Here is a 14,512-nt window from a genome sequence, read left to right on the forward strand (position 1 = left end):
GGTCAATCCTCCTTCGGCGCGACGCCGGAGAAATGCCGGTAGATGTCGTCGAGGCTCGGCAGAGTGACGTCGACATCGGCGACCATCGACCCGAGCGCGGTGATCGCAGCCAGGCGCGCGACCTTGTCGGACGGGTCACAGAGCAGTTCCACCGAGCGGCCGTTGAGCCGCCGCCCGCCAAGCCGCTCGGCGATCTCCGCCGCCGTCTCCTCGGTGCCCTGAACCTTGAGGCGGATCGGCAACCTGGCCTGCGCGCGCAGGCGGCTCAGCGTGTCGTCGGCGACCAGCCGGCCGTGCGACAGGATGAGGATCCGGTCGGTCTTCGCCTCCACCTCGGTAAGAGCGTGGGAGGACAGCAGCACGGTCGCGCCGCGAGCGGCGACCTCCTCGACGATCTCGTAGAAATTCTGCCGCGAGATCGGGTCGAGGCCGCTGGTCGGTTCGTCGAGCAGCACCAGCCGCGGCCGGCCGATCAGCGCCTGGGCGAGACCGAGCCGCTGACGCATGCCCTTCGAATAGGTGCCGACCCGACGTCGTCCGGCTTCGGCGAGACCGACGCGATCGAGCAGGGACACGGCCCGTGTCGCATCCTCGCCCTTCAGCCTGGCATAGTAGCGCAGCACCTCCTCGCCGGTCAGGGACTTGTGGAAGGCGACGGCCTCGGGAAGATAGGCGATTGCGGTCCGGGCGGCGGCCGTTCCCGGACGCGCGCCGAAGACGGCGAGGGCGCCGGTGTCCGGCCTCAGGAAGCCGAGGATCATCTTGAACAGCGTCGTCTTGCCGGCGCCGTTGTGACCGAGCAGGGCGATGCGCTCGCCTTCGGCCAGGGCGAAGCTGACGGCGTCGACGGCCGGGCGCCGGTCGAAGCATTTGGTGACCTTGTCGAGGGTCAGGACGGCAGGGGTCATTCCTTTGCTCCCGCGCTGGATGGGGTCGGCGCCGGGGCGTGCATCAGCGGTGCGCTGTCGACGATGCCGCCGGGCAGCAGGGCTGGAAACTGCGTCTGGGTCCAGCGCAACAGCTGCACCGCCGGGCTGCCGATCAGCAACTTGGCCGCCGGTTGCGTCCACAGGATCTGGTCGATCATGTCGTTCGGCCGGTAGACCGCGTCTGCGATGCCGTTGCCGTCGGTATCGAACGCGGCGTGGTCACTCCAGAAGTTGCCACGTCCGTCCTTGCTCCATTCGAGATTCCGGCTGCCGACATACTTGACCTGGGTCTTATTGCCGACAAAGGCATTGCCGCTGAAGGCGTTCTGCTCGGAGCCGGCGGTGAAGTGGATGCCGATCGGGCAACCTTCGAAGCGGTTGCCTTCGACGGCGTTCTTGTTGGCGTTGTACATGAACAGGCATTTCTCGCCGCCGCCGCGCACCAGGTTGCCGGAAATGGTCGCGCTGTTGGCATAGTTCAGCATCAGTCCGTGATTGCGGTCACCGAGGGAGGCGTTGTCGGTCACGGTGAGCCGGTTGGAGAACATCAGCGCATAGCCGACGTCGTTGCCGATCGAGACGTTGCCGGTGATCTGGCCCTGGTTGCCGTACATGTAATGCACGGCGAAGCGCACCTCCTCGAAGAGGTTGTGGCGGAAGGCGTTGTTGTGACTGGCGTTGACGAACACGCCGTCGCGGCCATAGCGGATGGTGTTGCGTTCGGCGATCAGGCCGGAGGCATTCCACGCATAGATGCCGTTGCCGCGCTCGTTTAGGCGCAGGTCGCGGCGGCCCTCGATCAGGTTGTCCGTCACGACGGCGTCGGAGGCGCCGCGGACGTCGACCCCGACGAGATTGTCCAGGATCCGGTTGCCGACGATCCGGGCGCCGCGGGCGTTTCGGGTCAGCTTGATGCCGGCGTCGATGGTTTCATGGGACAGGCCGGAGCCGGTCGCAGTCAGTCCGGCCACGATCGTCTCGGGAGCGTCGACGGTGATGACGCTGCCGGTTCCGGGGCCCTTGACGATGGCCTTGCCGTTGCCGTCGAGCGTCAGCGGCTTGTCGATGAGCACCGGTCCGTCATGGGTGCCGGGCGCGAGCCGGAGAACGTCCCCGGCGCGCGCTTCGGCGATCGCTGTTGCGAGCGCGCCCGGAGCCGGCACGACCTCCCGCTCCGCAGCCCCGGCCGGAAGTGCGGCCATGAGGGCGAGCGTCAACGAGAGGACGGCCGGGATCCGGGTGCGGCGCATGATCAGGCCTCGCGCGGTTCGACGAACATGCGACCGCGCATCTCCATGTGCAGCGCATGGCAGAACCACTGGCAATAGTACCAGTGCACGCCGGGGCGTTCCGCGACGAAGGTCACCGAGGCGGTCGCCTGCGGTGCGACCTCCATGGCGACGCCGAAGTTGGACAGACAGAAGCCATGGGTGAGGTCGTCGATGTCGTCCATGTTGGTGATATAGACAGTCACCTCGTCGCCCTGCCTGACCGTGAACTTCTCGAGGCTGAAGGTCGGCGCCACAGAGTGCATGTAGACGCGAACCTTGTTGCCGTCACGGATCACGTCGGCGCCCCAGTCGAGATCGACGCCATCGGCCTCGGCCTGGCGCCGTGCGTCCTCCCACATCGGATCGTCCCGGTTCCAGACGTTGACGGGGTTCACCTTGGAGCGGTGGACGAGGATCGAATCGTGCGGCTCGGCGAAGGTCGGGCCATCGTGCACGACCTTCATCTCGTCGCTGGAGATGTCGATCAGCTGCTCGTTCTCGGGCTTCAGCGGACCGACGTTGAGGAACCGGTCCTTGGAGAACTTGTTCATCGAGATCAGCCACTTGCCATCGGCCTCGGCGGTCTCGCCCATGGTCGTCGAGTTGTGGCCCGGCTGGTAGTGGACGTCGACCTTGGAAACGATCGGGTCGACATCCTCGCCGGCAAAGGCGCGGATCGCCTTCTCGATGTCCCACTTGACTACCTGGCTGTCGAGAAACAGCGTCGTGTAGGCGTAGCCCTTGCCGTCGAAGGCGGTGTGGAGCGGGCCGAGGCCGAGCTGCGGCTCGGCGACGATGCAGGACCTCGGATCGGCGTCGCTGTCGAACAGGGCGTCGACCTTGGTCACGTCGATGACCGAGACGGTCGGCGACAGCTTGCCGTTGATGACGACGTGCTTCTTGTCCGGCGCCGTGTTGCAGCCATGCGGGCTGTTCGGGATCGGGATGTAGCGGGTGTAGTTCTTGTTTTGGCCCTTGCGGCCGTCGATCACCTTGACGCCGTTCAGTTCCTGGTAGTCGCCTGCCGCAACGCCGGCCTCGATCTCCTTGATGTTGAAGACGACGACATGGTCCAGTTCGTTCGCCGTCATCTCGGCGAGGTTGGTGCCCATTTCCGAATTGTAGCTGGTCGAGAAGGCATACTTGCCCTGGTAGTCGCAGTCGGTGTTGTCGAGGTTGCCGCTGACGATCACCTGCCAGGCGATTTCCATCGTGTCGCCGTCGATGGCGGTGAAGATGTTCACGTATTGCGATGGATCGTCGAGGATCTTGCCGTCGTTGATCAGCGGCGCCTCGTGCTCGCCGTTGGCGAAGATGTAGCCGGTGCGCGGGTACTTCTGCGGCCGCATGCCGTGGATGTCGTGCGCGTTAGGGATCTCGATGATCTTGTCGCACTTCATGACGTCGCAGCGGATGCGGGCGACGCGGGTGTTCGCCTTGTCCTGCATGAACAGGTAGCGGCCGTCATAGGTGCCGTCGGTGAACGACATGTGCGGGTGGTGCAGGTCGCCGTTGTCGTAGGTCACCTTGCCCTGGGCGGCGAGATAGGCCTTGGTTTCGGGGAGCAGCCCCTCGGTCAGGATCTTGAGCGACTCGTTGGTCTGGCCCCAGCCTGTCGCCGAGCAGCGATTGAACACCGGCACGCGCATCAGTTCGCGCATTGAGGGGATGCCCATGATGCGCAATTCGCCGGTCTGGCCGGACGACCAGAAGCCGTAATATTCGTCGAGCTCTCCGGGAGCGAGTTCGAACTTCCCGCCGCCTTCTGCGGCACGCGCGCCGGTCATCGCCTGGGCGCCGGCGAAGGCAACTGCGCCCATGCCGGCAACAACCGCGGTCTTGGCGGTCCCGCCCAAGAGGTCGCGGCGCGACAGGCCCATGTCTTCAGTCTTCTCCGTCATGACAGTCTCCTTGGTTTGTCTTCGGAGTCATTTCGCCGGCGCTCGTTCGGCCGCATTGGCCCAGTCCGCTTCCGGCTTCGGGGATCCCGCTCGGGCTTCGAAGCGCTGGCGTTTCGCCAGCTTCTTGATGCAGACCGGGCATTTCTGGTCGTGCTGGTACAGAACCTGGCAATGCAGGCAGTTCAGGCACTCGTTGGGGTTGATGTTGCCTTCGGGATGGATGGCCTGGACCATGCATTCCTTGGCGCAGCGTTGGCAGGGATTGCCGCACTCGCGGTAGCGCTTCAGCCAGTCGAACATCCGCAGGCGGGCTGGAATCGCCAGTGCGGCGCCGAGCGGACAGAGGTAGCGGCAGTAGAACCGTTCGATGAACAGGCCGACCAGCAGCAGGCCGACGGCGAAGGCGACGAAGGGCCAGGCGCGCTGGAACTTCAGGATGATGGCCGTCTTGAACGGCTCGACCTCCGCATAGTGTTCGGCCGCTTCGAGCGAGTACATGGATAGACCGAACAGGCCGAGGAAAATCATGTACTTGATCGGCCAAAGCCGTTCGTGCAGGCCCCAGGGAACTTCGAACTGCGGGATGCGACAGACCTTGGCGATCCGGTTGGTCAGCTCCTGCAGGGCGCCGAAGGGGCACAGCCAGCCGCAATAGGCGCCGCGGCCCCAGAAGATCAGCGCTGCGGCAACGGAGAACCACAGCAGAAACACCAGGGGATCCATCAGGAAGGCATCCCAGCTGAACTCTGTGGTCAGCGCCGAGAAGAAGGCGAGCACGTTGACCACGGAGAGTTGGGCGTTTTCCGTCCAACCCAGCCAGACCAGCGTGAAGGTCAGGAAGGCGATGCGGAACCAGAAGGTGAAGCGTTCGCTGCGCGTCACCTGCATCTGAAAGAAGAACACGCCGGTCAGAACAGCCAGGGCGACGCCGAGGACAGCAATGTCCGTTGTCCGGTCCTGCCAGATCCGTTTCCACAAGGTCTGCTGCCGGTCTGCGCCCACAGCCGCCATGACGGCAGTCTCAGCTTGTGAACCCGGGGCGTCCGGATCCACCGCCAGATACGAGTTCGGCAGCCGGTACCCGAGGTCGAAGGTGAGGAACACCTTGTCGATCGCGCCGATGGCGCGCTGGGCGAGGAGCTGGAGGCGGAAGTCCTTGGCCGGATCGAACCCGGCGTCGGCCGGGATGATGAAGATATCCATCTCGGTGAAGGCCGGCGCGCCCTGCGCGGCGATGGTGCCGACGCGGGCATGCTGACGGTCGCGGAAACGAACCGAAATGTCGTCCTGGATCAGCTGGATGCGGTCGAAGATGCCGCCGCGCACATAGCCTGAGCCCTTGAAGGAATATCGTCCGCGGCCCATCACGACGAGGGCGTGCTCGCCGTCCTTCAGGCGGGCGCGCAGGTTGGCATAGTCCGCCTCGCCGAGCAGCGACAAGCCGATGGTCGGCACGTCGGCAAGGGCGGCATACATATCGATGTAGGTGTCCGTCTCGGGACCCGGCTCCGGTCGGGCGATCGCCTTGGCATCGCCCTGGGCGGCGAAGGCGGCGTTGATCTGGCCGATGTCGAGCGACAGGCGGCGCACCGAGCCGTCGCCGGTGAGTTCCGTCCAGTCGCGTGTCTCGCGCTGCTCCTGGTCGATGATCTTGCGTGGTCCGCTTGCCGCGGCTTCTGGCGAAAGCCCGCCAAGCCCGAGCAGACGGGCGACCTTCAATCCGGCGCGCACGATGGAATCGTCGATCACCATGATCGTCACCGTCGCCCCGGAGATGATGTCGAGATCGTGGGCCGAGCCGCCGCGCGCGGCCTCCGCCTTCAGGTCGAGTCCGGCATATTTCTCCGTCACCGCCTGGATGGCGCTGTCGGGAATGCCGATGAGGACGATGGGCTCCGAGTGCTTGACCAGCCGCACCCCGGTGACGACTGCCGCACCGTCGACGCCGACCAGGGTGTGGATCGGCTTGCCGGAATAGCCGGTGGTGGAAACGAAATCGGAGGTCAGGAACACCCAGCCGAGCGTCTCGTTGCCCTTGACGGCGGGTGCCACCGGGAGGTCGCCGCGGATCGGACCATAAGCGGTGGCTCCGGGCACGATGTCTCCGGCCGGAACCCGGTCGAGGAACTGCGCCAGCTGTGCGGGAGTCTGTGCTCTTGCCGGCGCAACGGCAAGCAGCAGGACCAGCAAGGCTGCTTTCAGGAAGGGTTCCGCGAATTTAACGACCAACACTCGGCTCCGGCTTTGATGCGTTTCTGCTTTTCGCGAGACTGGTCGCTAAGGTCTGCCTTTGCATTGATAATAATCAATCAAAAAATTTTTATTGCAAGCTATATCAATGGTTTGAATGAACTCATGAATTTAAAACAATCAATTAATAGGTGATTGCACGATTGAAATCTATCTTCGTAAGCCGATCCGCGATTGTCGCAGCCCGTCAGAGGTTTCGCCGGGGAGGGCGCTCTTCCGCCTGGTCAAGCAGATGCCGCACCCACCGCGCCGCTGCCCAGGTGGCGGGCACGCCGAGCACAACCGACAGCGCCAGCGCGGCGTGCGGGGAAAGCGCATTCAGGCCGACCGCCTGCCCCATCAGGGCGAGCATGAACAGGTTGACGGCCACGGCTGCCGCGGTGAAGGGATAGAGCAGGACGGCGAGTTTCCACTGCGGCCTGCGGTCGGTGTTGGCCGAAACGGTCGAGGAACGGGTCATGCGGGCTCCTTTTGGATGGCTTTGGCCAGCGCCATGGCGATTAGGCCGGGGACCGAGGAATGAAGGCCGATCGGCGGCAGGAGCGGGCCGGCGAAGCCGGCCGCTTCCAGCGCCAGCGGGACGTCGTCGAGGACATGGCCGGCCTGCAGGCTGAAGAACGGCAGGCAGAGTGCCGGCCAGAGGTCTCTTGCCGCGTCGTCGAGAGCCGGCGCCTGTTCGACGAAGCCGGCCGTCACCGTCCGGAACGGTGTGAGCGTTTGCAGCCTGCGCACGGCTGCCCAAGTGGTTGCGTCCGACCCCGGACACCGGCGGGAACCGTGGGCGGCCAGCAGCAAAGCCGTGTCCTGCGGTCGCAGGCCGGCGGCCGCCGCACCGTCCAGCGCAGCGCGGGAAAGCAAGGCGGGCAGGACCGGATCCGCGCCGAAGGCAGCAAGACAACGGGTGGATCCGGCCCCCGCACGCATCAGCCGCTGGGGGAGGTTGATGCGCGTGAACCAGCCATCGGCCATGAAGAAGGGATAGATGAGCGGCGCGTTGAGGCCGTCGAGCGCCGTCTCCAGGGCACTGTCGGCGGCCAGCGTCGCACCGCGGACGGTCCAGCCCGCAAGCCGTTCCGCCACCCGCACGGCCAGCGCCTTCAATGCGCGCTCCTGCGGGGCGGGATCGCTGGGCGAGCCGTGGGCGACGATCAGCGCCGCCGGGCGGGGGTCAGTGACTCGTGCCATCGGAGAAGCTGATCTTGTTCCAGACGTTGTACTTGCCGGACGGCTTGCGCATCGGCAGGCGGCGGACTTCCTGGAGCGTTGCGGCGTCGTAGACGATCACGGCGCCGTCCTCCTCCCAGATCGAGACCAGTGCGTGGCGGCCGTCGCGGGTGAACTCGGTATGGGCGACGGTGGCACCGTCCTGTGGCCGCAGTGTCGCGACGATCTCCAAGCTTTCCTTGTCGATGACATGCATGACGTCCCTGTTTGGGCCGAAGAACACATCCGCCCACACGTAGGGCGAGGTCTCGTGGCTGCGCAGGAAGAAGCCGGGGCCGGCCGTCTCGATGGTCTTCACCAGTTGCCAGCTGTCGATGTCGATCACCGAAAGCTTGCCCTCCTTCAGGTGCGGCGTTGCCATCACGCGCCGCCCCTGGCTGGTCCAGGTGATGCCGGATCCGAGATGCGGCATGCCGGGCAAGGGAAGATCGGCGATCTCGCGGCCGACGACGAGATTGACCACGACGCCGCGTTCCCCGTCGCGGCTGGCGCCGATGAGGTTGCGGTAGTCCGGGGTGAAGAAGAAATCGTCGAGCGGTTCGGCGACGATGATGCGCCGGCGCGCGAACAGGCCCTGCTCGGCGCCGAGCGCCTCCTTCATGCCCGCCTCGTGGCTGTGCACGAAGCCGTCGTGGAACGGTCCGGCGTCCTCGCTGGTCGCGATCTCCCAGATCTCGGGAGCATCCTTCAGCGCGAGGATGAAGCTGCGCCGCTGCGGCGCCTGGTAGACGGCGGACACGCGCGAGGCCGTGCCGTTGCGGCCGACGATGTCTATCACCCTTGCCACGCTCAGGTCGTCGGTCGACAGGATGGTCAAGGTCATTGGAAGATAGTTGGCTACCGCCAGCCACTTGCCGTCGTGGCTCATGGCGATGTTTCGGGAGTTCAGGCCCGCGCGCACGCGGCCGACCTCCGTGAGCGACCAGACATCGTATTTCTGCACCCAGCCGTCGCGCGACATGACGAACACGAAGCGTCCGTCCGGGCTGTATTTCGGGCCGCCGTGGACGGCAAAGGGCGTCGCGAAGCGGTCGAGGGTCTCGAAGGTGTCGCCGTCCAGCACGCTGACGTGATGGTCGCCGGTCTCCACCACCAGGGTGATGTTCATCGGATCCGCATCGAAAGTCGGCGCGGCGGCGGGCGTATAGTCTGCGACCATCTCGCGGCTCGCGGCGATGTCCTGCGGCCCCCAGGCGGGGACCGTCGCCAGCGGCGTGTTCACGAAGGCTGCGAGGGCGGCGATCTCGTCCGGCGCGAGGAGGCCGTCGAAGGCGGGCATCTGGGTCGCCGGGCGCCCGTGCGCGATGACATCCTCCAGCACCAGTCCGCGCATGCGGCCGAGCGTCTCGGGAATGAGCGCCGGGCCGGTGCCGCCGAGACGGCTCTCGGCATGGCAGGCGGCGCAATGCTCGGCGTAGAGCGCCGGCGCATCCGGCTCGGCGCGCGCGGGCAGGGCGGCGGCAAGGGCGAGAAGGCTACAGGAAACGATGGACCGGATCATGGCTCTTTCCCCGGAATGGCGTGACGGTCAGCCGCTCTGCGTCGGCGGCGAGGCCGATCTCGGCGGCCGTCAGGTAGCAGGCGGGATCCTCCGCCCAGGGGTCGCCCGTCAGCTGAAGGGCGCGGATGCGCGTGTTGCCGCCGCACACGTCCTTGTAGGCGCAGGCGCCGCAACGGCCCTTGAGCGGCCGCGGGCGTCGGCGCAGCGTTGCCAGCATCGGGTCGTCGCCGGTCCACAGCGCCGAGAACGGCGCCTGCCTGACGCTGCCGACGGTGTAGTCCGACCAGTAGGTGTCCGGATGGACCCTGCCCTGGGTGTCGATGTTGGCAACGCCGAGTCCGGAGGAATTGCCGCCCCAGGCTTCCAGATGCCTGCGCACGTGCCCGGCCTGCTCCGGCGTGAAGGTTTCGTCGACCCAGCGCAGGAAGTAGACCGCGTCGGCGTCGTTGTTGCCGGTGACGATCTCCAGGGGGCGGCCGTGGCGGACCGCGGACCAGGCGCGTTCGATCAGCAGGCCCATGGCCCGGCGGGTGCGGTCGTGCTCGGTGTCCTCGCCGCGGTGCTTGTCGCCGCGACCGGCATAGACCAGATGGGACAGGTAGAACTTGTCGACGCCCTCCGCCTCGCACAGGTCGAGCATGGCGGGAAGCTGGTCAGCGTTATCGGCGGTGATGGTGAAGCGCAGGCCGACCTTGATGCCCCGCTCCTTGCAGGCGCGCACGCCGGCCAGCGCCTCGGCGAAGGCGCCGTCGATGCCACGGAACCAGTCGTTGGTCGCGCCGATCCCGTCGAGCGAGATACCGACATAGTCGAAACCGAGGCCGGCGACCCGGTCGGCATTCGCTCCGGCCAGTCTGGTGCCGTTGGTCGACAGCGCGAGGTGGCGGAACTTCAGATCGCGCGCGCGCTCGGCCAGTTCGAAGAAGTCGAAGCGCGACAGCGGCTCGCCGCCCGACAGGATCAGCGCGGGGATGCCGAACGCCTTCAAGTCGTCGAGGACAGCCATCGCCTCGTCGTGGCTCAGTTCGCCGGGAAACGGCACGTCCGCCGAGGTCGTGTAACAATGCCGGCAGCGCAGGTTGCAGCGCCTGGTCAGGTTCCAGATCACCACCGGCTTCACCGGCCCGTCGCCGCGGCGCAGGCGCACCGGCGTCGGAGCGACCAGTTCGTGCATGTACTGGGTCAGGCGGAACATGGCTCAGCCCTCCGCGTTCTTCAGCCGCAGTCCGGTCTTCTTCAGGATGCGGGTGGAATAGAGAATGTCCTGCGCGCGGCAGGCAGGGCCGAGCAGCCGCGCGATTTCCCGGCGCTTGGCTTCCACCTCGTCGCGGCTGTGGCCGTGGACCATGGCGAACAGGTTGTAGGGCCAGTCGGGCAGGGCGCGTGGACGCAGATAGCAGTGGCTGACGAAGTCGAGGGCGCCGACCAGGGCGCCGAGCCGCTCGGCCTCGCCGTCCTCGACGTCCCACACGCTCATGCCGTTCGCTACAAGGCCGAGGGCGTAGTGGTTGGGAGCCAGGGCGATGCGACGGACGATGCCACGCTCCTTCATCGCCGCCAGCCGCGCGATGACCGTCGCCTCGTCGAGGTTCAGCCAGCTGGCGACCTCGGCATAGGGCGCTGGCGTCAGCGGCAGGCCGGCCTGCGTTGCCGAGATGATCTGCCGGTCGATCGCGTCGATGCTCATAGTGGCACCCGAAATCCGATGTAGAATTCCCTGAGCTTCGGAAAGCGCAGGACAGACAGTCCGGTTTCCGCCTCGATGGCGGCTGCGGTCCGCTCGATGTCGACAGGGTTCTCGGCTGCGAGCACGAACCACATGTTCAGCCGGTGCGCGCGCTCATAGTTGTGCGCCACCTCCGTATGCGCATTGACCAACGACAAGACGGCCTCGAAGCGCCCGGCCGGCACGGCCATGGCGCACAGGCAGAAGTCGCCGCCCATCGCGGCCACGTCGAAGAACGGGCCGAAGCGGGTGATCGCGCCGATCTCCCGCAGCCGCGCGACGCGCTCCAGCAGGTCTGTCTCGCCCATGCCGAGTGTTGCGCCCGCGTCGGCGAAGGGCCGCGGGGTGATCGGAAATCCTTCCTGTAGGGCGGCGAGGATACGCCGGTCGGTCTCGTCCAGGGCGTCGGCAGGCAGGGGTGCGCGTCTCATTCCGTCGCCTCCCGGTGAACGAGCGCGCCGGTCTGTTTGAAACAGCGCAGCGAGAACAGCGCCGCGTGGTCAGCGCCGGCAAGTTCGGGTAGAGACGCTGCCGCCGCCAGCACCTCGTGGGCTTCCGGCCGGCTGCGGGCGTGGATCATGGAAAACAGCGCATAGGGCCAGAGCCCGGGCACCGTCCGGCGCTGGTAGCACAGGGTCACGCCCGGCAGGGCGGCCAGGGCGCGGCCGGCCGCCTCGACGCGGTCCGCAGGGACGTCCCAGACGACCATGGCATTGGACAGCCAGCCGAGCGCCCGGTGGCGGACGATGACGCCGGCCCGCGTCAACAGGCGGGCGTCCAGCAGCGCGGCGACGCGGGCGAGCACATCATCCTCGCGACGCCCCAGCCGTGCCGCGAGTGCGGCGAACGGACGGGGAACCAGGTCTAGCCCGTCCGCCATCGCCTGCATGATCGGCGCGTCGCCCGGTTGCAGCGCGGCAATGTCGGCCGGCCGGTCGTCCGGCAGCGTGTGGCGCGGCCCGTTGAGACGGAAGCCCAGGTCGATGTTGAACGCGCGCATCAGCGGCAGGTCGAGGACCGCCAGCCCGGTCAGCCGTTCGATCCGCGCCAGGCTGTCGCGAAGCGCCGCGGCGTCGGGCGCAGTGGCGACGAACCACAGATTCCACTCGTGCTCGCGCAGATAGGAGTGGTTGACGCCCGGCTCGGCGCCGACGATCGCTGCGATCCGGTCCAGGTCCTGGTCCTCGGGGACGCGCAGCGCGGCGAGCGTCGAGACGCCGACCGTGTTCGGCCGGCAGGTGGCGCCGACCCGGGCGACGGTGCCGAGCGCGCGCAACGCCTGCAGGCGCTCCAGCACTGCGGCTTCCGCAACGCCCAGACGTTCGGCGATGGCTGCGAAGGGCGCCGGCACCAGGGGCAGGTCGCGCTGGAAGTCGTTCAGCAGGCGCTGGTCGAGCGAATCGAGCCGGGAGTCCATGGTCACAGTCCCATCCTGTGGGCACGCGCGGTGAAGAAGATCCCCGAGGGGCTTTGCGCGGCGATCTCGCCAAGCTTCTCGAACGTGGCCGTGTCGTAGATGTCGACCCGGTTGGCGTCGCGCACCGACACCCACACTTCCGTGCCGCGCGCGGTGAATTCCATGTGCAGGACCGCCGGCCCCGGGGTCATCTGATGGATCACCGCATGGGTCCGGGTGTCGATCACCTGCAGCGTGTCGTTGAATGGCGGGGCGAAATTGACCCAGACGTGGCGTCCGCCGGGTCGCGCCATGGCGAACACGGGCTGGCCATGTGTCCGGGTGCGCCCCGCCTCGTCGAGTGTCCCGGCATCGACCCACAGCACCTCGTGCTGCCCGACGGCCGGCAGCACGAACTGGTCGCCGGCGAGAGCCCAGCCTTCCAGGTGCGGCATCTTGTAGACCGGCAGATCCTCCTGCCCCCGACCGTATTCCGGCAGGATCCGGCGCGGAGCCGGTTGGTCGTCCCAAAGGTCGAGCGCCGTCAGGCCGTCCTCGCCGAACAGGCCGGCGATGTAGGTCCGCCCGTCGCCGGTGACGAGGGCGTCGTAGGGGTTCTTGCCGATTCCGGCGATCCTTGTGATGCGCGGCTCCTCCGAGGACAGGTCGGCGATCCAGGTTTCTCCGGCATCCCACAGGCTGAAGACGAAGCGCCGGCCCGGGATGTCGACCAGGCCGATGGTCTTCGAACCGGTCGGGATGTCGGCGACCATCTCCAGCGTGTCGGCGTCGAACACGCGGACGCCGCCGGGTTCGTAGTTCGCCACGGCAACGAGACGGCCGTCGTCGGAGATCGCGCCGCCGATGGAATTGCCGGCCTGGATCACCCGGCCGGCGATCTCGCGGCTCAGGATGTCGACCTTGGTCAGGGCGCCGTCGCGCCCGAACACAAAGGCGAAGTGCTCGTCAGGAGAATAGACCAGGCTTGCGTGCGACAGGTCGCCGAGGCCTTCGATGCGTCCGATCGCCGCGCGCTCCGACTGGTCGATCACAAGCAGCGATCCGCTGGCGCGCTCGACGATCAGGCCGAGGTCGCCGGTCGCACGGTAGGACGGTTCGGCCACGGCGGGAGCGGCGAGGACTAGGGTGAGCAGCAGCGCGGCGAGTCGGGTCATTTGTCGTCGTCCTTCAACAGGTATTCGGCGATCCACAGCGCTTCCTCATCGCTCAGCAGCGGTCGCCAGGGCGGCATGGCCGTACCCGGGACGCCGTCGAGGATGACCATGGCGATGCCCTCGGGCTCGAAATGCGCCAGCGCCTCGGCGGTCAGCGGACTGCCGAGGCCGCCCTTGCGGGTAAGCCCGTGGCAGGAGCCGCAGTCCTGAACGACCAGATGCTCAAGGCGCCGGGCATGGTCGGCCGTCAGGCCGTCGGCCGCGGCCGGCCCGGCGGCAAGCGTGAGCACGAGCAGCAGCCTAAGCATGGACCCGTATCCGCGTGTCATCGAGGAACAGGCCGGCCGGCAGGCAGACGGGCAGCTCGCGGTAAAGCGTGACGACATGTCCGATGATGAACAGCACCGGAGCCGTGAGGCCGGCCTTGGCGAGGGCCTGCGAAATCTCGTCCAGGCGCGATATCAGGCGCCGTTCGCGCGGGGTCGTCGCATCGGCCACAGCCATCACCGGCAGGTGCCTGGGCATGCCGTGGGCGATGAGGGCGGCGGCGATCTCGGCGATGCTGGCGACGCCCATGTAGACGACCAGCGTCGTTTCCTCGTTGGCAAGGCTCGACCAGTCGAGATCGAGGGGCTGGTCCTTCGCACGGTGACCGGTAACGTAGCGCACGCCGGTCGCAAGGCCGCGATGCGTCAGCGGGATGCCGGTCGACGAAGCGGCGCCCTGCGCGGCGGTGATGCCCGGGACGTATTCGACCGGAATGCCCGCTTCGGCGAGCGCGGCGGCTTCTTCGCTGCCGCGTCCGAAGATCAGAGGATCGCCGCCTTTCAGACGGGTCACGGCGAGGCCGTCGCGCGCCAGATCGATCAGCAACTCGTTGATCTGCTCCTGCGGCACGCTGTGTGCCTTCGCCGTCTTGCCGACACTGATCTTGCGGCTGCGCGTGGGGGCAAGCGCCAGGATTTCCGGCGAGACGAGCCGGTCGAAGACCACCGCGTCCGCACTCTGGATCGCCTTCACGGCCCTAAGTGTCAGGAGCTCCGGATCTCCGGGACCTGCGCCGACGAGAAGGACTTTGCCGATCATGGGTTCTCTCGCTTTCCGAAGGGATGGCTGAGAGGGGGAGGGCGCGGGCCCTC

General features: G+C 67.1%; 14 protein-coding genes. All 14 read right to left on the bottom strand.

Annotated elements, in window-relative coordinates:
- Positions 1 to 2: 2 nt before the first annotated feature.
- Positions 3 to 908, bottom strand: a complete 906-nt coding sequence (locus tag SL003B_RS02850) for an ABC transporter ATP-binding protein (protein ID WP_013651319.1) — start codon at positions 906 to 908, stop codon at positions 3 to 5.
- Entirely contained in the window at positions 905 to 2,179 is a 1,275-nt protein-coding gene (locus SL003B_RS02855; RefSeq protein WP_013651320.1) for a nitrous oxide reductase family maturation protein NosD, read from the bottom strand. The genes SL003B_RS02850 and SL003B_RS02855 overlap by 4 nt, the downstream gene beginning before the upstream one ends.
- Positions 2,180 to 2,181: 2 nt before the next feature.
- Positions 2,182 to 4,101, bottom strand: coding sequence for a TAT-dependent nitrous-oxide reductase (gene nosZ / locus SL003B_RS02860; RefSeq protein WP_041375337.1), 1,920 nt, complete (start codon positions 4,099 to 4,101; stop codon positions 2,182 to 2,184).
- A gap of 27 nt (positions 4,102 to 4,128) precedes the next feature.
- On the bottom strand, positions 4,129 to 6,330 hold the full coding sequence (locus SL003B_RS02865) for a NosR/NirI family protein (RefSeq protein WP_193371720.1): 2,202 nt from the start codon (positions 6,328 to 6,330) through the stop codon (positions 4,129 to 4,131).
- A 208-nt stretch (positions 6,331 to 6,538) separates the two neighbouring features.
- Positions 6,539 to 6,811, bottom strand: a complete 273-nt coding sequence (locus SL003B_RS02870; RefSeq protein WP_013651323.1) for a hypothetical protein — start codon at positions 6,809 to 6,811, stop codon at positions 6,539 to 6,541.
- Positions 6,808 to 7,536, bottom strand: coding sequence for a CbiX/SirB N-terminal domain-containing protein (locus SL003B_RS02875; protein ID WP_013651324.1), 729 nt, complete (start codon positions 7,534 to 7,536; stop codon positions 6,808 to 6,810). Before SL003B_RS02875 ends, SL003B_RS02870 begins: the two co-directional genes overlap by 4 nt.
- Entirely contained in the window at positions 7,520 to 9,076 is a 1,557-nt protein-coding gene (locus SL003B_RS02880) for a nitrite reductase (protein ID WP_013651325.1), read from the bottom strand. The genes SL003B_RS02875 and SL003B_RS02880 overlap by 17 nt, the downstream gene beginning before the upstream one ends.
- Positions 9,051 to 10,271 carry a heme d1 biosynthesis radical SAM protein NirJ gene (nirJ, locus tag SL003B_RS02885; RefSeq protein ID WP_013651326.1) on the bottom strand — a complete coding sequence of 407 codons (1,221 nt, stop codon included), beginning with the start codon at positions 10,269 to 10,271 and terminating at the stop codon, positions 9,051 to 9,053. Before nirJ ends, SL003B_RS02880 begins: the two co-directional genes overlap by 26 nt.
- A gap of 3 nt (positions 10,272 to 10,274) precedes the next feature.
- Positions 10,275 to 10,763: a siroheme decarboxylase subunit beta gene (ahbB, locus tag SL003B_RS02890; RefSeq protein ID WP_013651327.1), complete on the bottom strand. Its 489-nt coding sequence runs from the start codon at positions 10,761 to 10,763 to the stop codon at positions 10,275 to 10,277.
- Positions 10,760 to 11,233, bottom strand: coding sequence for an Lrp/AsnC family transcriptional regulator (locus tag SL003B_RS02895; RefSeq protein WP_013651328.1), 474 nt, complete (start codon positions 11,231 to 11,233; stop codon positions 10,760 to 10,762). Before SL003B_RS02895 ends, ahbB (SL003B_RS02890) begins: the two co-directional genes overlap by 4 nt.
- Positions 11,230 to 12,219: a siroheme decarboxylase subunit beta gene (gene ahbB / locus SL003B_RS02900; protein WP_013651329.1), complete on the bottom strand. Its 990-nt coding sequence runs from the start codon at positions 12,217 to 12,219 to the stop codon at positions 11,230 to 11,232. Before ahbB (SL003B_RS02900) ends, SL003B_RS02895 begins: the two co-directional genes overlap by 4 nt.
- Before the next feature lie 2 nt (positions 12,220 to 12,221).
- On the bottom strand, positions 12,222 to 13,373 hold the full coding sequence (locus SL003B_RS02905; RefSeq protein ID WP_013651330.1) for a cytochrome D1 domain-containing protein: 1,152 nt from the start codon (positions 13,371 to 13,373) through the stop codon (positions 12,222 to 12,224).
- Positions 13,370 to 13,681: a c-type cytochrome gene (locus SL003B_RS02910; RefSeq protein WP_013651331.1), complete on the bottom strand. Its 312-nt coding sequence runs from the start codon at positions 13,679 to 13,681 to the stop codon at positions 13,370 to 13,372. Before SL003B_RS02910 ends, SL003B_RS02905 begins: the two co-directional genes overlap by 4 nt.
- The gene (cobA, locus tag SL003B_RS02915; RefSeq protein ID WP_013651332.1) at positions 13,674 to 14,459 is read right to left on the bottom strand and encodes a uroporphyrinogen-III C-methyltransferase; all 786 of its coding nucleotides are present in this window, start codon (positions 14,457 to 14,459) and stop codon (positions 13,674 to 13,676) included. Before cobA ends, SL003B_RS02910 begins: the two co-directional genes overlap by 8 nt.
- Positions 14,460 to 14,512: the final 53 nt, after the last annotated feature.

Origin of the sequence: Polymorphum gilvum SL003B-26A1 (genome assembly GCF_000192745.1) — a bacterium.
Lineage (GTDB): Bacteria > Pseudomonadota > Alphaproteobacteria > Rhizobiales > Stappiaceae > Polymorphum > Polymorphum gilvum.